Origin of the sequence: Actinocorallia herbida (assembly GCF_003751225.1) — a bacterium.
Classification (GTDB): domain Bacteria; phylum Actinomycetota; class Actinomycetes; order Streptosporangiales; family Streptosporangiaceae; genus Actinocorallia; species Actinocorallia herbida.
In genome coordinates this window covers 6,650,860-6,671,446 of sequence record NZ_RJKE01000001.1, presented here as the reverse complement: position 1 = coordinate 6,671,446, position 20,587 = coordinate 6,650,860, and the positions used below count along the sequence as shown (strand labels likewise).

Below are 20,587 nucleotides of genomic sequence, written 5' to 3'. Positions count from 1 at the left end.
CCTGACCCCCTGCCCCCCGAGACTCCCCGCCGGGCGAACGCGCCCGCCTGGCGGGGTCGAGCCACAGAAGGGAGTGACCCCATGAAACGCGTGATCGCCGCCCTCCTCGGCCTGTGCGCCGCGCTGCTCCCGGGAGCTCCCGCGCACGCCGAGCCCGCCCCGACCGGAAACGGCGCCTGGGCGGTCGGCCCCGCGACCACCAGCAAGACCCTGACGCCCCGGCTGTACTTCTCCCTGGAAGGCCGCCCCGGCGACGTCATCCGCGACACCGTCCGGGTCTGGAACCACACCGCGAAGAAGATGACGTTCCAGGTGTATCCGGCGGACGGGTACAACACCCCGCGAGACGGCGCCTTCGCCCTGCGCACCCCCGAAGAGGCGCAGGCGGGCGTCGGCCTGTGGACGAAGGTCGGCGGCGACGAGATCAACGTCCCGGCCGGCGAAGCCGTCGACGTCCCCTTCACCGTGACGATCCCCGACAACGCCACCCCCGGCGAGCACATCGGGGGCGTCGTCGTGGCCAACAAGGCGATCGAGCGGGCCGAGAACGCGGGCGGTGCCAACATCGGGCTGCGCCGCGCCGTCGGAGCCCGCGTCTACCTGCGGGTCAGCGGCACCCTCGTGCCCGGTGTCCGGATCGACGGGCTGCGGGTGGAGAACACGAAGCCGGAACTGCCCTGGGGCGGCCCGAAGGGGACCGTCATCAAGTACACGATCGCCAACGTCGGCAACGTGCGGCTCACCCCGTCGATCCACGTCAAGGCGACCGGCCTGTTCGGGCGCGTGCTGCGCGACTTCTCCGAGCGGGCGCTCCCCGAACTGCTGCCCGGCCAGAAACTCGACCTGGAACTGCCGTGGGCGGGCGCGCCCCCGGCCGACAAGGTGACGGTCACGGCCGAGCTGTCGACCCGCACGGGCGTCCAGTCCGTCGCCCGCACCGGTTACTCCACCCTGCCCTGGCAGACCGTCCTCGCCGTCACCGTCCTGGCGCTCGCAGCCCTCCTGCTCGTCCGGCTGCGCCGCCGCCTCACCGCTCGGAGAAGAGCATGACCGGGCCCCGCCTGCTCGCCGCGCTGGCCGCGAGCGTCCTGACGCTGCTGACCTGCTGGGCCGTTCCGGCCTCGGCCGATCCCGGCGGCAGCGCGTCGCCGGGCGAGGGCGCGCCCGGCACGATCGTCCAGGTGACGGGAGCGGGCTGGCCCGCCGGGACGTCGGTGCACCTCTCGGTGTGCGGACGCCTCGCGGTCAACGGCTCCGTCGACTGCGACGCGGCCGGCGCGGTCACCGCCCCGGTCGGCCCCGACGGGGTCGTCACCGGCGGCCTCACCATCGGGGCGCCCCCGGTGGACTGCCCCTGCGTGATCCGGATGGCCACCCCCGCCAAGGCCGACCGGATGATCGTCGACGTCCCCTTCACCGTGCTCGGGCATCCGACGTCCGCGGTGGTCAAGGACGCCCAGCCCGTCCGGATCGACCTCGTCGACGCGCAGCTGCGCGGCGGCGGGTCGTGGAGCGAGCTGTTCGGCTGGAAGACCCGCAGGACGCTCGTGCTGACCGTCCGCAACAACGCGCCGGATCCGGTGAAGGACGCGCCCCTCGTCGTCGGCTGGGGCGCGGACAAGAAGGCGGACATGCCGCTCACCGCGCCGCCCACCGGCACGATCGAGCCCGGCGCGACCGCCACCTTCCGGGTGCCGATCGAGCTGCCGCCCGCCTCCTACGGCGACTTCGTCGTCGGCGGCAGGTTCGCCGGGCAGACCGACTTCCAGGTCTCCTTCACCACCTACCCCTACCTGCTCTTCGGCCTGAACCTGCTCGCGCTGCTCGCCCTGATCGCCGGGGTGCGCGCCGCGATCCGCCGCAGACGCCCCCAGACCCGCGGGGCCGCTTCCGCCTCGCCGCCCCCGGCCTCGGCTCCGGCGGCCCCGCGCCATCTCGAGCGGGCGGCGCTGCTCGCCCACCTCGACGGCACCGCGAGACCGGGCACCGGCGACACCCTCGTGATCGACCGCGCCTCCCTGCTCACCTACCTGGACGGGCCGCCGCTGCTCGACCCCGCGGCACTCGACAGGTTCCTCGCGGTCGACGACGCCACCGCGCCGCTCCCGCCGCCCGACGACCTCTCGTACCCCTCGACCCCCGAAGGAGGCCCCGATGAGCCGCGCTGATCGCCGCTCCCGGCTCGTCGGCTCGGCGGCCGTCGCCCCGCTCGGCCTGGCCTCGCTCGTCCTGCTCGGCGACGGCCTCGGCACCGAGGTCGGCATCCCCGGCCAGGTCGTCGGCTACATGGCCGCCACGGGCCTGCTCCTCGGCATGGCGCTCGCGCCGCTCCTGCTCAAGGCCAAGCACCGCGCCGGGTTCCGGCACACGGTCGCGCTGGTGCCGGGGCTCTCGCTGCTGCTCATGGCCGTCGTGCCGGAGATCCCGGTCTTCGCCACCTTCGTCATGGTCGTCGCGGCCTGCGCGCCGACGCTCCTCGCGCTCACCCGCGGCGGGCCCGGCCGGCGGGCGGGCCACGCGGGCCTCGTCGGCGTCGCCTTCGCGGTGGTCATCGCCGCGGTGTTCGCCACCGACCCGCTCAACGGTCTCGGCGTCGCCGGGGCGCTCGCCCTCGTCGCCGGGATCTTCGTGCCGGGGGCGCCGCCCGCGCCGTCGGACTCGCGGCCGGTGCGGCGGATGCTGCCCGCCTACGCGGCGGTCGGCTGGGCGCTCGGCGCGGTCATCCTGCCCGCCCTGCGGCTGTGGATGTTCCGCTTCGAGCTCTTCGGCACCGACCAGATGGTGGCGCTGCTCGCCGCCGTCGCCGTCGGCTGCGCCCTGGCCTACCCCCTCGGCCGCGCGATCGGCGACATCGCGTCCCTGCTCATCCTCGCCGCGGGCGGCCTCGTGCTCACCGCGACGGGCCCGAACGCGCCGCTCCTCGGCGTGGGCGTCGCGGTCGCCTTCGGCGCGTCCATCGCGGCGCTCGCCGTGCTCGACCGGCAGACCGCGGGCCGCGGCGCCGCGCTCACCGCGTCGTTCGCGCTGCTCGGCGGCCTGCTCGCCTACGGCGCCGACCCGCTGCTGCGGACGTTCGCCGGATCGGGCACCGCGCTGACGCTCTGCGCCCTGCCGATCCTCGCGCTCGCCCTGCTCGAACTGCGCCTCACCCCGCCCGCCGAGCAGGACGGGCCGCCCCTGCTGATGTGGCGGCTCAGCGACCGGGACCGCGCGATCGACGGCATCAGCCTCGCCGCCCGGCCCGGCGACGTCCTCGCCTTCTACGGCAAGGGCTCCCGCTCGATCCTCGGACTCGTCGCCGGGACCGTCCCGGCCGGAGGCGGCAGGCTGCTCTCCGACGGGGCCGACCTGACCCGGCTGCCCGCCGCCCGGCGGGTCGACCTCGGGCTCGCCCACCGGGCCCCGGTCGTCGCCGACGGGGACGGGCGGACCGTCGCCGAACGGCTCGCCGACGCGACCGAGCCGTGGCGGGCCCGTCAGGTCCTCGAGGTGTTCCCGGCGCTCGCCGAGCGGCGCGACGAACCCGTCGCGGGGCTCGACGGGATGGCGGGCCTCCTGCTGGGCCTCGCCGAGGCGCTGCTGCGCGAGCCGCGGGTCCTGCTCGTCGACGCCCAGTACTGCGCGCCGTCGCTCGGCCCCGTGCTGTCCGGCCTCGCCGCCAAGGGCGCGGTCGTGGTGCTCGCCGAACCGCCGGTGCCACTCGCCGCGGGGCTCGGCGCGCGCACGCACCTGCTCAAGAAGGGCCGTGTCGACGCCGAACTCGTCGCGCCGACCGAAGAAGAGCTCACCGAGAGCCTGGACCAAGGACGATCATGAGAAGCATTCCGCTCCTCGCGCTCGTGGCCGCGCTGGCGCTGCCCCTGACCGGACCCGCCGCCGCGGCGGAGGGCGCCAAGCTGACGGTCAGCGCGACCGAGGGCCTCACCGAGGGCCAGACCATCACCGTGGAGGGCAGCGGCTTCAAGCCGGGCCTCCAGGGGATCGCCGTCGGCCCCTGCATCGAGAACTACACCAACGGCCTCGACCACTGCGACCTCGACCACGGGGCCAAGTTCGTCACCGCCGACGCCAAGGGAAACCTCGAGAAGATCACCCTTGAGCTGCACACGCAGTTCAAGGACTTCGACTGCCTCAAGCAGCAGTGCGTCATCGGCGCCGGGCCGATCCCCGACCAGGTGCCGTCGAGCGTCTACAAGGCCAACATCGTGAAGGTGCCGCTCATGTTCGAGGGCGCCACGTTCACCCCCACCGAGGCGGCGCTGCCAGGCGCGTCTGACGCTGCCGAATCAGACCCGGACGGCGTCGCCGGGCCCTCGGTCCTCTTGTGGGCGGTCACGTTCCTCGCGCTCGTGGCCGTCACCGTCGTCGCCGCCAGGAACCAGTCACTCAGGAGGATCAAATGAAGATCAGCAAGCTCGCCGCGCTCACCGGCGCGGCCGTGCTCCTCTTCGCGCCGAGCGCCTCCGCCGCCGCGGCGCAGTTGAGCATGAGCAAAACGACGGGCCTCGCGGTCGGCGAGGTCATCACCATCAACTCACTCACCGGCCTCGAGCCCAACCTCGCCTCGGTCGCCGTCGGCCAGTGCCTCACCGCGGTGAAGGGCCCGAACGACTGCAACCTCAGCGGTTCGCTGCTCGGCAAGGCCGACGCGAGCGGCAAGTGGGTCGCGCCCGCCAAGGGCAACAAGATCACTCTGGTGAAGTCGGTCGGCGGCAAGGACTGCACCGTCGCCGGCACCTGCATCATCGGGGTCACCAGCCTGATGAACCCGAGCCAGATCATCACCAAGGTCTCCCTGACCTTCGGCGGCGGCTCCGGCACGGGGACGGGCAACGGCACGGGGACCGGCACCGGCACCGGCACCGGTACGGGGACCGGCACTGGTACGGGGACCGGCGACGGCACCCTCCCGCAGACCGGCAGCCCCGACGGCATCCCCACCTTCGCCCTCGCCGCCTCCGCCCTCGTCATCGGCGGCGCCGCGCTCCTGTTCCTCCTCCCGCGCCGCCGCACCTCCGCCGACTCCTGACGGCTCCTCCGCTCTCAGGAAACGAGGCCCCGATCCCACCGGGATCGGGGCCTCCCCTTCTTCCGCACCGTCTCCTTCGGGGGTCCTGGCAGGATGGCGGTATGGAACGTGTGCTGGGAATCGGTGGATACTTCCTGCGGGCCGCCGATCCGGAGACCCTGAGCGCCTGGTACCGCGACTGCCTGGGCCTGGACGCCGACGAGCGATCCGGCCTGTGGCGTCAGGAGGCCGGGCCGACGGTGTTCGCGGCGTTCGCGTCCGACACCGACTACTTCGGGTCCCGCACCCAGGGGAGCATGCTCAACTTCCGGGTCCGCGACCTCGACGCGATGCTCACCCAGCTGCGCGCCAAGGGCGCCGACGTCGCCGCCGAAACCCAGGACATGGAGGGCGTCGGCCGGTTCGGCTGGGTCACCGACCCCGAGGGCAACCGCATCGAGCTCTGGCAACCGGCCTGACCGCCCTCTCCCGGTTCGGTCCCATCCGGAGCGCCCGGCGCGATGCCGGGGCGCGGGTCAAGGAGCGTAGGCGCGCAGGAAGGCGCGGACGCCGGCGGTGATGACCTCTGCGGCCTCGGCTTCGGGGAGGGGGGCGGAGCCCCAGAAGGTGAGCTGGGAGAGCTCGCCCGAGGTGAGCAGGGCGAAGTGGCGGGCGGTGCGGGCCGGGTCGCCGTGCGCGTCGAGCAGGCCGTGGCCGGCCAGCGCGGCGAAGACCCGGGAGGACTCGCGCACGACGGTGCGGGGGCCTTCGTCCTGCCAGGTCTCGCGGACCTCGGCGGGGATGTGCCCGATCTCCGCCTGGATCTGGCGGACCATGGCGAAGTGCGCGGGGAAGCGCGTCATCAGGGCGGTCCAGGAGCGGGCGAGGAGGATCAGATCGCGCTCCAGGTCCGCGGGGCGGGGCGGGCGCTCGGGGTCGAGGTAGCGGTGCAGCAGCGCGAGCTGCTCGTCCCGGACGCGGGCCGAGCTCCAGGCCATGACCGCGCCGAACAGCTCGGCCTTGCCGCCCGCGAAGTGGTTGTAGACCGTGCGCGTGGAGACCCCCGCCTCGGCGGCGATCGCCTCCATGCCCGCGCGGGTGTAGCCGTCCCGCCCGAAGACCTCGCACGCCGCGTTCATCATCGCCTCGGCCTTCGCCGCCCGGCCCCGGCGCGGCGCCTGCGTCTCTCCCGTGCTCATCCCGGCATCGTCTCCCATCCTCGGTGCGCGTCGCTAACTACAATAGCCATTGCATTTTCTGCAATGAACATTGTACTTTTATGACGTGGGCCGCCGAGGCCCACCCGAGAACCGAGGGGGACCCTCCATGCCCGAGACCACCGGGCCAGGCGCGGACGCCGTGCTCCGCACCGTCGTCATCGTCGGCAGCGCCCGCGGCGGGCGCTCCGGCCCGTCCGTCGCCGCCTGGTTCACCGAGCACGTCGGCGCCCGCACCGACCTCGCCCTGGACGTCATCGACGTCGCCGACCTCGACCTGCCGGCCGCCATGCCCGGCTGGGACGGGCTGCCCGAGCACCCCGAGGAGACCCGCGGCGCGCTCGCCGCCGTCCGCGCCCGGCTGGCGGCCGCAGAGGCGTTCGTCGTGGTGACGCCCGAGTACAACCACAGCTTCCCGGCCGCGCTGAAGAACCTCATCGACAGGTTCCACGGCGAATGGCAGGCCAAGCCCGTCGGCTTCGTCTCCTACGGGGGCCTCAGCGGCGGGCTGCGCGCCGTGGAGCAGCTGCGCCTGGTCTTCGCCGAACTGCACGCGGTGACCGTGCGCGACTCCGTCAGTCTGCACGGTCCCTGGTCCGGGCTAGGCCCCGACGGTCTCCCGAAGGACGCCCAGATCTGCGAGGGCGCGGCCAAGGGCATGGCCGACCAGCTCGTCTGGTGGGGCCGCGCGCTGCGGACCGCCCGCGCCGAGCGGCCGTACGGTGGCTGACCGGCGCGGCCTGGGCGGGCTGCTCACCGTCGTCGTCATCGGCTCGATCATGGCCGTGCTCGACGTGACCATCGTCAACGTCGCGATGTTCCCGCTGGCCGAGGCGTTCGACGCGCCCGTCCAGGACGTCCAGTGGATCGCCACCGGGTACACGCTGGCCCTGTCGGCCGCGGTGCCGCTGACGTCGTGGGTCATGGCCCGGTTCGGCGCCCGCCGCGTCTACCTGACCGCGATCGTCCTGTTCGCGTGCGGCTCCGGGCTGGCCGCCCTGGCGCCGTCGGTGCCCGCGCTCGTCGCGCTGCGGGTCGTGCAGGGGCTGGGCGGCGGCCTGCTCGTGCCCGTCGGGATGGCCATGGCCATGCGGCTGGCCGACCCGGCGCGGATGGGCCGGGTGATGGCGGTGCTCGGACTGCCGGTGCTGCTCGGGCCGGCCACCGGCCCGGTGCTCGGCGGCTGGCTCATCGACGCCGCGTCGTGGCGCTGGATCTTCCTGGTGAACCTGCCGGTCGGCGTGCTGGCCTTCGTGCTGGGCCTGCGCCTGCTGCCGCGCGACACCGCGCGGCCCGACCGGCCGCCGCTGGACGTGCCGGGCCTGCTCAGCCTCTCGCCGGGGTTGGCCCTGCTCATCTTCGGCCTCGCCGAGGGCGGCTCCGGCGGCGACTTCACCCGGCCGCTCGCGCTGCTGCCGACGGCGGCGGGCATCGTGCTCGTCGCGCTGTTCACGGTCCGAGCGCTCACGGCCCGGCATCCGCTTCTGCGCCTCGACCTCTTCCGAGACCGCACCTACGCGGCCGGCATGGCGACGGTGACGCTCTTCCCCTGCGCCTACTTCGGCTCGATGCTGCTGGCCCCGATGTACTTCCAGAGCGCGCGCGGGCTGAGCGCGACGCAGGCCGGCCTCCTGGGCATCCCGCTGGCGCTCGCGGTGGGCCTGTCCATGCAGGTCGCCACGCGCCTGGTCGACCGGGTCTCGCCCCGGCTGCTCATCGCCTCGGGCGCGCTCATCGCCGCCTCGGGGCTCGCCCTCTTCGCCGTCCGGCTGGGGCCGGAGACCCCCTATCCCGGCCTGTGCGCGGCCCTCATGCTGATGGGCGTCGGCGTGGGGATGGTGCTCATGCCGACGAACACCACGGCCGTCCGCGGGCTCGCCCCGGCCGACATGCCCTCGGGCAGCACCACGCTCTCCATCGTCATGCAGGTCGGCTCGGCCTCGGGCACCGCCCTCATGTCGGTGCTGCTGGCCTCGCGGGCCGGCGGGGAGGTCGCCGCGGCCGGTCCGGCGGACTTCCGGCACGCCTACTGGTTCGCGGTGGCGCTGCTGGCCCTTGCGGTGATCCCCGCGCTGTTCCTGCCGGGCCGCCGCGAGGCACCGCCCGCAGAAGGAGGGCGCACGGGAGCTCCGGAGCAGCCGGAGGGGAGACCGTCCGTCCTCCCGACGGGACACGCGTCCTGAACCGCGCAGGGACCGGGCCCCGGGTCCGGTCCCGGAGGCCATGGGACCGTGGGCCCTGCCGGGCGGGTGCCCCCGCTCCCTAGCGTCGGAAGCATGTCTTGGCGCCCGCCCGGCGCTTGTGTCCGCACTGCGAGGTCCGATGCGTCCGCCCGTCGTCTCCCGCCGTTCCGTCCTGCTCGGCCTGGGCGCGGCGGGACTGTCCGCCGTGACGGGCTGCGACGCTCCCTGGTCCGGTGACGAGAGCCCACGATGGGAGCGGACGCCGGTGCGGGTGAACGCGCTCGCCGGGCACACCGGCAACGTCTCGTGCACGGCCTTCAGCCCCGACAGCGGGCTGCTGGCGACCGGCGGGTGGGACGGAACGGTTCTCCTGTGGGACGCGGTCACGGGAAAGGCGAACGGCGCGCCGATCACCCTGGGGGGTACGGTCTTCGCCGTCGAGTTCAGCCCGGACGGCGCGACGCTCGCCATCGCCAGGGGAGAGGGTTACGACGTCGAGTTGTGGGACGTCGCCCGGCGCGCCCGGACCGGCGAGCTGAGCGCCGCCTGGTCCCGCGCCGTCGTCTCCCTGGCGTTCAGCCCGGACGGCGGAACCCTCATCACCGGCGATGAGGACACCAACGCGCGTGTCTGGGATCCGGCGAGCGGAACGGACTCCGGCTGGGCCCTCCACCACGCGAGCCCCCTGATCGAGGTGGGGTTCCGCCCGGACGGCAGGACTCTCGCCACCGCGACTCCGGACGGCGTCCTTCTGTGGAACACCGCGGACCCGCGCCGTCTCGCGGTCCCGGCAGACCCCGGGTTCGGCCCCCTCGCCACCTGGAAGGGCTCCTCCGACGTCGCGGCGATGTCGCTCGCCCTGGACGGCGAGACCCTCGCCGTCGCCACCGCCACCGATGTCGTCCTCCTCGATCCCGCCTCGAACCTGCGCGAAGTCCGCTCCATCGAGACCGGCGACGATCCCGCGTCGGTGGCCCTCACGCCCGACGGGAGGACCCTCGCCACCGGCTTCGCCAAGGGTCGGCTCCGCCTCTGGAACACCGAGACGGGCGCCCCCGCCGGAGCCCTGCTCGAACCCCACACCGACACCGTCAGGGCCGTCGCCTTCAGCCCCGACGGAACCCGCCTGGCCACCACCTCCCACGACGGCACGGCCACCCTCTGGCGACCATGACCAGCCGACCAGCCGACCAGCCGACCAGCCGACCAGCCGACCAGCCGACCAGCCGACCAGCCGACCAGCTGACCAGCGTCAGGGAAGGACGACCGCCGGTCCTGCCTCCGGGGAAGGAGGATCTCCTGCCTTCCGGCGACGACGCGCATCCTGAAGCGCTCGGACGCCTTCCCGCGCTGCCGGCAGACGGCCGGCGGGGAGCCGTCCGCGTGGAACGGCCCCCGCGAGGGCGCGGCTCATCGGCTCATGGGACCAACTCCAGCTCCCGGACCCGCTCTGGCTCGGCCTCGGCGCGGGGCGCCGGGGACCTGAGCCAGGCGCTGAGCGCCGCCGTCAGTCCCAGCACCACCGCGGCGATGACGAACAGCAGCGCCGGACGGAAGCTGGAGGGCAGCACGTGGGGCTCGATCGGAGTGCGCGAGACGACCGCGCTGGTCACGGCCAGCACCACCGCGCCGCCGATCTGGAAGGAGGTCTGCACCAGGCCGGAGGCCAGGCCCTGCTCGTCGTCCGGGACACCGGTGGTGGCCTGGGCGTTGAGCGAGCTGAACGCCAGGGCGAAGCCGAAGCCCAGGAGCACCGCCGTGGGCAGGATGACGGTGCCGAGGTCGGGCTCGGCGCCGGCCCGCAGGAACAGCGTGTAGGCCAGCACGAAGGCGACCATGCCGAGCGGCACCAGGCGCGTCGGGCCGTACCGGGTGATGAGCCGGCCCATGACCGGCCCGGACAGCGCCACGATCAGGCCCGCGGGCAGTAGCGCCAGCGCCATCTCCAGCGCCGACCAGCCCAGCACCGTCTGGAGGTAGAGGGCGGCGAGGAACTGGAAGGCGGCGTAGGAGCCGAAGACCGTCATCGCGGTGAGGTTCGCGCGGACCAGCAGGCCGTTGCGGAAGATCGACAGCGGCACCAGCGGGTGGCGCACCCGGCGTTCGGTGACCACGAACGCGACCGCCAGCGCGACCACCAGGGCGAACGAGCCGAGCGTGCGGACCGAGAGCCAGCCCGCCTCTGGCGCGCTGACCAGGGTGAACACCAACAGGAGCAGCGCGGCGGTGGCGGTGACGGCGCCGAGCAGATCGTGGCCGCCCTCGGCGCGCTCGGCGGAGCGCGGGATCAGCTTCCAGCCGGCCACCAAGGCGATCAGCGCGATCGGGGCCGGCAGCAGGAACACCGCGCGCCAGTCGAGGGTGGACAGGACGCCGCCCAGGATCAGGCCGGAGGAGAACCCGCTGGCGCCGAAGACGGTGTAGATGCCCAGCGCCTTGTTGCGCACCGGGCCTTCGGCGAAGGTCGTGGTGAGGATCGACAGGCCTGCGGGCGCGGTGAACGCGGCGGCCAGCCCCTTGATGAAGCGGGTGGCGATGAGCACGGTGCCGCTGTCGGTGAAGACGCTGAGCAGTGACGCGGCGGCGAACACGGCGAGCGCGACGAGCAGCACGCGGCGGCGGCCGAGGAGATCGGCGGTGCGTCCGCCGAGCAGGAGCAGGCCGCCGTAGCCCAGGACGTAGGCGCTGACGATCCATTGGAGCGCTGAGGTGGACATGCCCAGGTCGGCCTGGATGGCGGGCAGCGTGACGCCGACCATCGAGGTGTCGAGCCCGTCCAGGAACAGGACCGTGGACAGGACGAGCAGCACGCCCCACAGGCGCGGGGTGAGCCGAGGGGAGTCATCGGAGGAGTCGGGCACGGCCGTGCGGTGCACGGCGTCGGTAGCGCTCATGCCGAGGAAACTACATGCGCGCGCATTGAATGCGCAAGCATTTAATGTGTTTGCATAAGATTCTGGCGCATGGTATGGTCGCGGCGTGAGCGAGGTAGTGGAACCGGTTGCAGAAGCAGCGGCGGAGCCCGTCGCCGAGCCCGTCGCGGAGTGGCGTGAGATGGCCCGCCGCGTCTCCGGCGCCTCCTGCCGCCTCGACAAGGTGCTCCACGAGGGCTACGGCGTGGGCATGAGCGAGTTCGAGATCCTCGACCGGCTGGCCGAGCGCGCCGACGTGTGCATGAAGATGCAGGAGCTCGGCGAGGCCGTCCACCTCACCCAGAGCGCCCTGTCGCGCGCCGTCGCCCGCCTGGAGAAGGAGGGCCTGGTGGAGCGCTCGATGTGCAGCGAGGACCGCCGCGCCATCTCCGTCCAGCTCACCGACTCCGGTCGCACCCGCTGGTCCGACGCCCGCCCGGCCCACCGCTCCGTCGTCGAGGAGTTCTTCGGCCAGGCCCTCGCCGCCCTCCGCCCCACCCGCTGACCCGGACGCGTCCCGGAAGCCCGGGGACACCGGGCCCTGCCGGGCGGGAGGCCGGATCCCTAGCGTGGGGGTACGCGCCTCGCCCCTGTCGCGCGGGACGGCACGGCGATCCCGTGGCGGCCCTGATCTCGGGATCATTCGAGCGCTCGCGGCGCCTCGGCGCATCCCCTGAGAGGAGCCCGCGATGGGCTGGGAGGACGGCGTGCCGTGCCCCGTGTGCGAAGACGGGCGGGTCAAGCGGCTGTTCTTCCAGAGCTACCCGGCGATCGTCGTCCCGCCGCCCGGATACGTCTCCGCGGGCTGCTTCCACGGCGAACTCGAGCGCTGGGGATGCGACGTGTGCCGGACGCGCTTCCTGAGATATCCGGACGGGGGCAATCGGTGGGGTCCCCTCGTCGCAGGAATGCCGGTCCCCATCACCGTCCTGCACGGCGGCGCCCTCAAGAACGCCGAGGTGACGGTGACCGGAAGCGATCCGTGGACGGTGACCTTCCAGCTGGAATCCGGCTTCCGGCACCGTCCCACGATCCTGGCCCTCGGCGACGACCTCTTCGGCGCCTTCCAGCAGCTCTGCCGAGCCGCCGCCAGGCAGGACCTCCGCCTCCTGGTCAACGGCGCCCGCCGCGACGTCCACCGCTGCCGCCCGTCCCTCCCCGACACCCGCCACCTCGTCGTGATCCTCCGCCCGGGAAGCCCCGTCTCCTCCGACGACTTCCTCGACCTGCTGGCCGCCGCCGACCCCTCCGAAATCGGCACCCCCGACGACCAGGACACCCACCTCACCCACTGGCTCCAGACCATCGACCCCCGCCTGAGGTGAGCACCTGTTCCGCCTCCCCTCAAGGCGGAACGACCTGAAGGCCCGGCCGTCGCGGACGGGCCCGGGTCGCAGGAAGGGACGAGGCGAAGGCGATCCGGCTTCGCACCGGGTACCCCCTCAGTGGGGGACGGCTATCCGTCGAGCAGACCTTTGCGCACCGCGTTGAGGAGGGAACGGCTCGCGGCCGGGGCGAGGGTCAGGTGGCCGTTCTGGGGATGCTTGCTGTCACGGGCCAGAACGGAACGCGGAGCGCGGGCTAGTTCCAACAGCGGTTGTCGCCGTCTCACGCGAGCCTCGACCATCTCGTCGAGGTCGGCGGGGTGGTTCCCGCTGCGGAGGACGATTCGCGCGTAGTCGGGAGTCTGGAGGAGCCCCGGGATGAGCAGTGGCTCGAAGGACCAGAAGGACGACGCGCTTTCCTCGATCTCCATCCAGCGGCCGAACCATTCGATGGGGACCGCGGCGTCGATGACGTCGGTGAGGAGGCGGGTGAGGATGCCGCCGGTGCCGAGGACGTTCTCGGCCAGGGCGAGGGTGTCGGGATTCGGGAGGCGGCGGCCCTTCTCCCAGGAGCGGACGAGGCTTTCCGAGACGAACAGCGGTCTGCCCAGCGCTTCGGGGGTGAGGCCCTTCGCCTCTCGGGCCCGCCGGAGCTCGCGGGCGAGGAACAGGCGGGGCGTCAGGCGGCTGCCGCTCATCGCTCGTACACCTCCGTACAGGTTCGGGAGAGGGCGGCCTCGTCGGCGCGACCCGCCGCCGCACCCTGACCGTCGCCGAACTCGAGGCCGACCTCCACACCACCCTCATCGAGGACGACCTCGACGCCCTCCGCGTCCAACTCCGCGAGCAGGCCGAACTCGAGTCCCGCATATGACCTTCGCCCTGGCGGGAGCCTCCTCGCAGCCGCCGCCGTCCCCCTCGCCTGCGCCCTGCTCCACATGTCCCTCGCCCCCAGACGAGGCCGCCACCGCGACAAGAATGGGCCGGGACGATTCCCGGCCCTCTTCCTTTCCCCCGGCGCGGCCTGGCCCCGAAGCACCGCCCTGCCCCCGCACTCATGAGGACAGAACGGAACGAGCCTGCCACCATGGGCTGATGTCAGACCAGCCGGTCTCCCTCAGCAGCCTCCGTGCGGCGCTCGATCTGCTGTTGCGCCGGATCGAGGCGGCGAACGGCGGTGACGCGGTCGAGTTGGACGTCGGCTACTTCTGGTCGATTCCTTTCGACGCGATCTACGACGTCGCCGACCCACCGGCCACCGGGGACCTCACCCTCGGCGACCTCTCCGAGTCCTGGGACCACATCAGGAATCTCCTGGAGAACCCCGACGACGCCATCCCCTACCACCTCGTCTGGCTCGCCGACATTCTCCGCGCCCTGGGCCACCGCCACATCTGAACGCGGCTTCGGCGAGTTTCGCCGAGTCCGCTGGGACGCGCCGTCCGGGAAGCCGTGAACACCCTGAAAGGTTCGTCGGGATCGGAGTTCGGAGGAGGACCTGCCCCGGTGCGGTCGGCGGCATAGACTCGGGGCATGACCGCGGCTGCCTCGGAGCCCTGCGCTTCTCGTCCTCCGGAGAAGGACCTGAAGTCGATCAGGGCCGCACTGCTCCCTGAGGATCTCGGGGAGTTCGATGCGGGCCTGCGGCGTGCGATGAACCGCGCCGCAGATCACCTCGACCTGGCGCCCGTTCACGAGTTCATCGAGGCCTGGTGGCGCATCGCGGTGTCGTCGGTCGACCCGCAGGCCCACAGGTCCGCGCTCCGCGCGTCTGAGGCGCTGCTCCGCGGCGAGCCGGTCGCCACAACCGACGCCCGACATGATCAGGCGTCGTCTCTCCGACCTTGAAGCGGACTCTTGATCCACGGGGTCGAAGAGACCGACGAGGTTCTGGCGGATCTCGGGGATCTTCCGCCGCAGCGCTCAGCGCCTACCTGAAGCTCAGAACGGTCCTGGAGCTTGCGCCGTGGAGCGGAGATCAGTTCAACCCGGACAACCCGGCGGGTGCCGCCATGCGCACACGTGCATTCGGCAACGGACGCGGTTTCGCCATCCACGTGATCATCGATCACCCGGAGATCGACGAGTACCGGGTCGTCGTAACGCGTGTCGCCTGGATCTGATCCATCGGCCGTGCCGGGGAAAGGGGAAGGCCCCGGCGGTCGAGCGCCGGGGCCTTCCCGTGGGGGAGGGAAATGTGGCTACATGCCCTCGCCGTCCCAGCGTCCGGTGGAGCGGGAGCGGACGGGGAGGGTGGAGAGGATGGGGGCGGGGATGGGGTCGCCCTGCTTCCAGGCGCGGCCGGCGCCCCAATTGTGGCTGAGGTGGTCGGTGCGCTCGTCGGCGTGCTCCAGGGTGGAGGGGGCGGGGCCGAACGAGAGGGCGGGGATCTCGACCTCGTCGTGGGAGTGCGCGTGGTCGTGGTCGTGGTCGTGCGAGTGCGCGTGGCCGTGGGTGTCGTGGCCGCCCTGGAGGGCGGCGGCGTCGAGGGCCTTGGCGATGGCGATGAGGGACTTGTCGGTGCCGGTGCCGTGCGGGAAGAACGGGGCGTCGACCTCGCCGACCGAGGCCTGGTAGGCGACGGAGGCGCGCAGCTCCTCGAAGTCCTTCTCGGAGCGCTTGGACGGGCCGAGGTCGTGCGAGGACGCCGACCAGGCCATCCGGCCGCCTTCGGGCGAGTAGTTGACGGCCTCGCCGCCCCAGCGCAGCCACTCGCTCTGGGTGTACCAGTTCATGAGCTCGCCGTCGGAGCGCAGCAGCCAGGTGGCGCCGCCCTCCTGGGTGGTGAAGTGGCCGTGCTTCACGCGGGCGGGGCGGAAGAAGTAGGTGCCGAGGTCCAGGGTGCCGAAGTTGTACTCCATGTGGCCCTGGGTGGTGTACGCCTCCTCGTAGCACGGGTGGTGGGCGAGCCGGTGGTCGGTCCAGCCCTCCTGGGCGTGCACGAGCCGCGTGTAGAACCCGGTGACGGGGTCGACGTGCAGGTACTTGATGAACAGGCCGGGCATGGGGCCCGCGTTCGGCACCGCGTCCCACTGCATCGCCTCGGTGTCGAGGACGATGACCTCTTCACGGGCGTCGTCCCAGCGCTTGGCGGCGCCCGCGTCGAAGCCGGCGTCGCCGTACTCGCGGTAGTGCAGCACCTTGCTGCCCTCGGCGAAGACGAGCGACTCGGCCGGGACGCCCTTGGGGACGTACAGGTAGGCGCCCTTGCCGTATTCGCGTCCGCCGTAGGTCATGGACCCTTCGAGGACGTGGAACTCGGTGTTGGCGTGGTGGACGCCGGGGCCGCGCCCCCACCGGGTGTGGAAGTCGACGCGCAGGGAGCAGGAGCCGTCTTCCTCGTCGACCGAGAGCCGGCGCTCGCTGGCCCGGCCCTCGCCGCCGGGCAGCTCGGCGCCGTGCCAGACGTAGTCGTTCTCCTGGATCAGTTCGACATGAGGCCGCATGATCGGTTCAGTCCTTTCGCAGCTCGCGCTTGAGGATCTTTCCTGCCGCGTTGCGCGGCAGGACGCTGAGGAACTCGACCCGGCGGGGCACCTTGGGCCCGGCCAGGACGGTCCGGCAGTGCGCGACTATCTCGTCGGCGTCGGGGGAGGCGCCGGGCAGGGCGACGACGAAGGCGGTGACGGACTCGCCCCACCGCTCGTCGGGCAGGCCCACGACGGCGGTCTCGGCGACCCCGGGGAAGGCGTTGACGACCTCTTCGACCTCGCGGGGCGCGATGTTCACGCCACCGGAGATGATCATGTCCTTCTTCCGGTCGACGATGGTGACGAAGCCGTCGTCGTCGCGGACGGCGATGTCGCCGGACCGGTAGAAGCCGTCGGCGGTCATGGCGGCGGCGGTGGCCGCGTCGTCCTTGAGGTAGCCGTTCATGAGGAAGGGGGAGCGGGAGCACAGCTCGCCCGGCTCGCCCACGCCCACTTCGACGTCGGCGTCGTCGAGGAGCTTCAGTTCGGTCATGAACCAGCCGGGGCCGACCGACCCGGGCTTGGTCCGCGCGTACGCGGGGCGGCAGTCGGTGACGATCCCGCCTTCGGTCGACCCGTACAGCTCGTGCACGCCGACGCCGGGGAACGCCTCGAGGACCCAGTCCTTGAGCGTGGTCGGCAGCGCGGCGGCGTTGAAGTAGATGGTGTCGAGCGCCGACAGGTCGTAGTCGCCGACGAGCCCGGAGGCGCGGAGCTGGTGGGCGTGGGTCGGCACGAGGAACACGCTCTGCGCGCGGCTTTCGGCGAGGCCCGCCAGTAGCGCCTCGGGTCCCGGCGCGCCCAGCATGGAGACGGTGCCGCCCGCGAAGACCGGCGTGTAGCCGAAGGCGAATCCGGCGCCGTGGTACATGGGCGCGACGGCGAGGCTGGTCCGGCCGGGGCCGAGGCCCCATTCGAGGGCCGAGCAGTAGAAGGTGAGCGCGCGGGAGCGGTGGCTGATGAGGACGCCCTTGGGCCGTCCGGTGGTGCCCGAGGTGTAGACGATCGTGAAGGGGTCGCGTTCGCTCACCGCCACCAGCGGGTCGTCGGCGGACGCCCCGGCGAGCGCCTCCTCGTAGCCGTCGCCGATGAGCCGGACGACGGGCGGCGGCGTGGTGACGCCGCCGAGGAGCGGGGCGTCGGCGATGAGGGCCCGCGCCTCGGAGTGCTCCAGGATGTAGGCGTTCTCCGCGGCCGTGGAGCGGGTGCCGAGCGGGACCATGACGAGTCCGGCCTTGGCGAGGCCCGCCGCGATCTCGATCCATTCGGCGCGGTTGCCGAGGAGGACCGCGACGCGGTCGCCGGGGGCGAGTCCGGCGGCGAGGAGGTCCTGGCCGAGCCGGCTGGAACGCTCGTGCACCTCTCGGAAACGAAGTCTCCTCTCGCCGTCGATGACGGCCACCGAGTTCGCGGCGCTGACACCGAACTCCCTGATCCCGCCGGCGATCGACAGCTGCACCCGGTCCTCCGCATGTTTCCGTTCGGCATGTTTCCCGGACGAGGTTGTTTCGTATCGAGAAACAGTGTTTCATTCTTAGCGAGTAAGCATGGTCGCCGCGAGGCGGCCCCGTCAAGCGGTCAGGGGGCGCTGTGAGATCACATCGGAACGGCGTTGCACGGCGGAGGACCACGTGATCTCCCGTGCGTTCGCGGAGTGGGCGCCCAAGCCGCCGCCCGAGATCGTCACCCGGCTCCTCGTCGACGGGCTGGGCTGCGCCGTCGCGGCGGCGCGGGCCGGCGAGGGGCAGCCCGCGCTGACCGTCGCGCGGGCGCTCGGCGGACCGCCGGAGGCGACGGTCCTGCCCGGCCCCGCCCGGGTCTCGGCGCCCGCCGCGGCGTTCGTCAACGGGGTCCTGGTGCACGCGCTCGGCCGCGATCCTGTGCACGGATCCGGGCTCGTCCATCCGACCGCGGTCGTGCTGCCGGTGGCGTTCGCGGTGGGGGAGGAGGTGTCGGCGTCCGGCGCGGAGATCGTCGCCGCGGCGGGTGCGGGCATGGAGCTGCTGTGCCGCCTCGGCGCGGCGGTGCCGCCCGAGTTCCACCGGCGCGGCCTGCACGCCACCTCGGCGTGCGGGGTGTTCGGCGCGGCGCTCACCGCCGCGCGCCTGTACGCGCTCGATCCCGAGACGACCCGGCACGCCCTCGGCATCGCCGGGAGCCAGGCGGGCGGCCGGGTGGAGCGTGCGCGGGGCGGGACGGTCGAGCAGGCGCATCCGGGGTTCGCCGCCCAGTCGGGCGTCATCGCCGCGCGTCTGGCCGAGGCGGGCCTCACGGGTCCGCGCGATGTGCTGGACGGAGATTTCGGGCTGTACCGGGCGCTGCTCGGGGAGGTGCCCGACGCCGCGGCGGTCACCGAGGGCCTCGGCGAGGTCTGGGAGATCGAGCAGGTCGCGGTGAAGCCGTACGCCGCCTGCCGGATGGTGCACGCGGCCCTCGACGCGGCCGCGCTGGTCCGGCGCGGGCTGCCGGCGGTCCCGATCGTCTCGGTGGAGGTCGAGCTGCACCCCGTGGCGCTGCCCCTGGTCACCGGGCGGGCGCCGAGCACCCCGCACGAGGCGCGGCACAGTCTCGCCTGGAACGTCGCCGCGGTCCTGCTGGACGGCAAGGCGGACCCGGCGCACGACATCGACGTGCGCAGGCCGGACATCCGGGCGCTGGCCGCGCGGGTCACCGCCAAGCCGGGGCCGGGGGACGCCGCGCGGTCGGTGGCCGAGCAGCCCGCGCGGGTCACCCTCCGGCTGGCCGACGGCACCCGGCACGAGGGGTTCGTGCCCAGGCCGTCCGGAGGTCCGGCCGATCCGGGGCTCGACGGGCTGGTCCGGGCCAAGGCGGGGCTCGGCCGCGCCGCCGACCTGCTGGCCGATCTGGCGGCGCTGCCGTCCCTGCGCCCGGTCCTGCGGGCGCTGGAAGAGGAGCAAGGCTAGGCGGTCGGGAGGCCCTGGAGCAGCTCCACCGCCTCGCCGATCGAGACGACCTCGGCGTACTTGTGCTTCAGGTCGAACAGGGCGGCCTCATGGGGGCGGGGGTCGCGGTCGCCGCAGGCGTCGGCGACGACGTAGGGGACGAACCCGTGCTGGAGCGCGTCGACGCCGGTGGCGCGCACGCAACCGCTGGTCGACAGCCCGCAGATGAGCAGGGAGTCGACGCCGAGCGCGGTGAGCGTGGCGGCGAGGCTGGTGCCGAAGAACGCGCTCGCGTACTGCTTGGTGACGACGACGTCGCCCTCCGCCGGGACGAGTTCGGGCACGAACGCCCCGTATTCCCCGCCCTTCACGAACGCGGCCAGCGCCGGGACCTTCCGGAAGAACAGCCCGCCGTCGGTGCCCCCGGGCAGGTATTCGACCTTCGTGAAGACGACGGGCACGTCGGCGGCCCGTCCGGCGGCGACGAGTTCGGCCGCCGCCTCGACCGCCTTCTCGACTCCGGCATAAAGGGGTGACTCGGGCACCAGGTACGCCCGTACCATGTCCACCACGAGTACCGCGGGTCGCTTCCCGAACGGAAGGCTCCCGCCGAACCCGGCAGCCTCGTAGTCCTGTTCCAGATCCATTACGCCTCTCCCGTCCCATTCCCGGTCTGTGCCGAGAACTGTATCCTCTGCCGAAACATTGTTTCCCGATAAGGGAGTTGTCTATGCGACAGCGCACAGGGCGGGTCCTCCTCGCCCTGGGACTGGCGGGGGCCGCGGCCCTCGTCACGGTCCCGGCGCCCGCCGCGGCGGCGGGCTGGGTGGACGATCTGTGCACCCGCGCCCAGAAGCAGACCTCGCAGTTGAACGAGGCGAACTTCACCGCTGCGGGCGGCAGCATCACCAACGTGGACTACGCCGACTTCGAGGCGTTCAAGGAGTCCAAGCCGCAGGCGCAGCCCTTGACCATCGGCTCGTACATCACGTACGAGGACGCGGCCAAGACGCAGCCGAAGCAGGTCCGCTGCAAGACCAAGACCTCCGACCACATCAAGACGGTGTACGGAGCGAACGCGGCGGGCGCGGAGCAGGAGTGCAAGGTCGTCAACGCGGGCACCGTCGACGAGGTCTTCGCCTCCCTGACCGCCGAGGAGCAGGCGAGCCTCGTCTACCCCCGCAACAAGGTGGTCATCGGCTTCGACTGGCCGTCCTTCACGGGCGCGGACTGGCTGTGGGACTTCCCCACGGCCTTCAAGGGCTGGGACGGCAAGCTCAACATCCCCTCGCGCAACCTCAACGTGCCGTGGGCCTGGGCGATCTTCCCGGAGAACTTCCGGGGCCAGCACTACTGCACGCTCATCGCCCCGCAGTACCTCAAGCGCCTCATCCTCGGTCAGGCCCAGGTCTGACACCCGCACCCCTCGGCCCGGTACACGAAAGGTGTGCCGGGCCTTGTACATCTGGGCCCGCCACGCGGCCGCTTGGGAGCCCGGCTTCGCCGGGGCGTCCGCGCGCCGGGCCACCGCCGTTCCCCGGACCCGTCAGGTCCGGGTAAAACGCCGGT

At 72.7% G+C, this 20,587-nt stretch carries 22 protein-coding genes; 15 read left to right on the top strand and 7 right to left on the bottom strand.

Annotation, left to right across the window (positions count from 1 at the left end; genetic code table 11):
• Positions 1-81 precede the first annotated feature (81 nt).
• The 6 genes from EDD29_RS30460 (at position 82) to EDD29_RS30435 (ending at position 5,487) form a co-directional block, all read left to right on the top strand.
• Entirely contained in the window at positions 82-1,050 is a 969-nt protein-coding gene (locus tag EDD29_RS30460) for a WxL protein peptidoglycan domain-containing protein (RefSeq protein ID WP_123667750.1), read from the top strand.
• A complete protein-coding gene (locus tag EDD29_RS30455; protein WP_123667749.1) occupies positions 1,047-2,168 on the top strand; it encodes a hypothetical protein in 1,122 nt (373 codons plus the stop codon). The genes EDD29_RS30460 and EDD29_RS30455 overlap by 4 nt, the downstream gene beginning before the upstream one ends.
• Entirely contained in the window at positions 2,155-3,816 is a 1,662-nt protein-coding gene (locus tag EDD29_RS30450) for a P-loop NTPase family protein (protein WP_123667748.1), read from the top strand. Before EDD29_RS30455 ends, EDD29_RS30450 begins: the two co-directional genes overlap by 14 nt.
• A complete protein-coding gene (locus tag EDD29_RS30445; protein ID WP_123667747.1) occupies positions 3,813-4,403 on the top strand; it encodes a neocarzinostatin apoprotein domain-containing protein in 591 nt (196 codons plus the stop codon). The genes EDD29_RS30450 and EDD29_RS30445 overlap by 4 nt, the downstream gene beginning before the upstream one ends.
• Complete coding sequence (locus EDD29_RS30440) at positions 4,400-5,029, top strand: neocarzinostatin apoprotein domain-containing protein (protein ID WP_123667746.1); 630 nt, start codon at positions 4,400-4,402, stop codon at positions 5,027-5,029. The genes EDD29_RS30445 and EDD29_RS30440 overlap by 4 nt, the downstream gene beginning before the upstream one ends.
• Positions 5,030-5,130: 101 nt before the next feature.
• Positions 5,131-5,487, top strand: coding sequence for a VOC family protein (locus EDD29_RS30435; protein ID WP_123667745.1), 357 nt, complete (start codon positions 5,131-5,133; stop codon positions 5,485-5,487).
• 57 nt (positions 5,488-5,544) lie between these two features.
• Here the strand turns inward: EDD29_RS30435 and EDD29_RS30430 are convergent, their stop codons facing one another.
• Positions 5,545-6,207 carry a TetR/AcrR family transcriptional regulator gene (locus EDD29_RS30430; protein WP_211360013.1) on the bottom strand — a complete coding sequence of 221 codons (663 nt, stop codon included), beginning with the start codon at positions 6,205-6,207 and terminating at the stop codon, positions 5,545-5,547.
• A 127-nt stretch (positions 6,208-6,334) separates the two neighbouring features.
• Here EDD29_RS30430 and EDD29_RS30425 point away from each other — a divergent pair, with 127 nt between their 5' ends.
• From EDD29_RS30425 to EDD29_RS30415, 3 genes are all read left to right on the top strand, one after another.
• The gene (locus tag EDD29_RS30425; protein ID WP_123667743.1) at positions 6,335-6,955 is read left to right on the top strand and encodes an NADPH-dependent FMN reductase; all 621 of its coding nucleotides are present in this window, start codon (positions 6,335-6,337) and stop codon (positions 6,953-6,955) included.
• Positions 6,948-8,408 carry a DHA2 family efflux MFS transporter permease subunit gene (locus EDD29_RS30420; protein WP_211360011.1) on the top strand — a complete coding sequence of 487 codons (1,461 nt, stop codon included), beginning with the start codon at positions 6,948-6,950 and terminating at the stop codon, positions 8,406-8,408. Before EDD29_RS30425 ends, EDD29_RS30420 begins: the two co-directional genes overlap by 8 nt.
• Before the next feature lie 139 nt (positions 8,409-8,547).
• A complete protein-coding gene (locus EDD29_RS30415) occupies positions 8,548-9,582 on the top strand; it encodes a WD40 repeat domain-containing protein (protein WP_170201646.1) in 1,035 nt (344 codons plus the stop codon).
• 244 nt (positions 9,583-9,826) lie between these two features.
• Here the strand turns inward: EDD29_RS30415 and EDD29_RS30410 are convergent, their stop codons facing one another.
• Positions 9,827-11,302, bottom strand: coding sequence for an MFS transporter (locus EDD29_RS30410; RefSeq protein ID WP_123667741.1), 1,476 nt, complete (start codon positions 11,300-11,302; stop codon positions 9,827-9,829).
• A gap of 85 nt (positions 11,303-11,387) precedes the next feature.
• Between EDD29_RS30410 and EDD29_RS30405 the strand changes: the two genes are divergently transcribed.
• Both EDD29_RS30405 and EDD29_RS30400 read left to right on the top strand, forming a co-directional pair.
• Positions 11,388-11,825 (top strand): MarR family transcriptional regulator, encoded by a 438-nt coding sequence (locus EDD29_RS30405; RefSeq protein ID WP_246053084.1) that lies wholly within the window; start codon positions 11,388-11,390, stop codon positions 11,823-11,825.
• Between the two features lie 184 nt (positions 11,826-12,009).
• Positions 12,010-12,645, top strand: a complete 636-nt coding sequence (locus EDD29_RS30400) for a hypothetical protein (RefSeq protein WP_123667739.1) — start codon at positions 12,010-12,012, stop codon at positions 12,643-12,645.
• A 131-nt stretch (positions 12,646-12,776) separates the two neighbouring features.
• On the opposite strand, the gene EDD29_RS30395 is transcribed toward EDD29_RS30400, so the two are convergent.
• Entirely contained in the window at positions 12,777-13,343 is a 567-nt protein-coding gene (locus tag EDD29_RS30395; RefSeq protein ID WP_123667738.1) for a Scr1 family TA system antitoxin-like transcriptional regulator, read from the bottom strand.
• Positions 13,340-13,585 carry a hypothetical protein gene (locus EDD29_RS30390; protein ID WP_123667737.1) on the bottom strand — a complete coding sequence of 82 codons (246 nt, stop codon included), beginning with the start codon at positions 13,583-13,585 and terminating at the stop codon, positions 13,340-13,342. The genes EDD29_RS30395 and EDD29_RS30390 overlap by 4 nt, the downstream gene beginning before the upstream one ends.
• A 155-nt stretch (positions 13,586-13,740) precedes the next feature.
• Between EDD29_RS30390 and EDD29_RS30385 the strand changes: the two genes are divergently transcribed.
• Together EDD29_RS30385 and EDD29_RS30380 are read left to right on the top strand one after the other, a co-directional pair.
• On the top strand, positions 13,741-14,043 hold the full coding sequence (locus EDD29_RS30385; RefSeq protein ID WP_123667736.1) for a hypothetical protein: 303 nt from the start codon (positions 13,741-13,743) through the stop codon (positions 14,041-14,043).
• Positions 14,044-14,178: 135 nt separating this feature from the next.
• Positions 14,179-14,493 (top strand): DUF6247 family protein, encoded by a 315-nt coding sequence (locus EDD29_RS30380; protein WP_123667735.1) that lies wholly within the window; start codon positions 14,179-14,181, stop codon positions 14,491-14,493.
• A gap of 353 nt (positions 14,494-14,846) precedes the next feature.
• Here the strand turns inward: EDD29_RS30380 and EDD29_RS30375 are convergent, their stop codons facing one another.
• Together EDD29_RS30375 and EDD29_RS30370 are read right to left on the bottom strand one after the other, a co-directional pair.
• The gene (locus EDD29_RS30375) at positions 14,847-16,091 is read right to left on the bottom strand and encodes a DUF4437 domain-containing protein (protein WP_123667734.1); all 1,245 of its coding nucleotides are present in this window, start codon (positions 16,089-16,091) and stop codon (positions 14,847-14,849) included.
• Between the two features lie 7 nt (positions 16,092-16,098).
• Positions 16,099-17,574 (bottom strand): class I adenylate-forming enzyme family protein, encoded by a 1,476-nt coding sequence (locus EDD29_RS30370; RefSeq protein WP_246053083.1) that lies wholly within the window; start codon positions 17,572-17,574, stop codon positions 16,099-16,101.
• 172 nt (positions 17,575-17,746) lie between these two features.
• On the opposite strand from EDD29_RS30370, the gene EDD29_RS30365 reads away from it, so the two are divergent.
• Positions 17,747-19,039, top strand: a complete 1,293-nt coding sequence (locus EDD29_RS30365; RefSeq protein ID WP_170201645.1) for an MmgE/PrpD family protein — start codon at positions 17,747-17,749, stop codon at positions 19,037-19,039.
• Here the strand turns inward: EDD29_RS30365 and EDD29_RS30360 are convergent.
• Positions 19,036-19,665 (bottom strand): isochorismatase family protein, encoded by a 630-nt coding sequence (locus EDD29_RS30360; RefSeq protein WP_123667732.1) that lies wholly within the window; start codon positions 19,663-19,665, stop codon positions 19,036-19,038. The two genes, EDD29_RS30365 and EDD29_RS30360, sit on opposite strands and share 4 nt — an antisense overlap.
• An 83-nt stretch (positions 19,666-19,748) precedes the next feature.
• Between EDD29_RS30360 and EDD29_RS30355 the strand changes: the two genes are divergently transcribed.
• On the top strand, positions 19,749-20,432 hold the full coding sequence (locus EDD29_RS30355; RefSeq protein ID WP_123667731.1) for a hypothetical protein: 684 nt from the start codon (positions 19,749-19,751) through the stop codon (positions 20,430-20,432).
• The last annotated feature ends 155 nt before the right edge of the window (positions 20,433-20,587 follow it).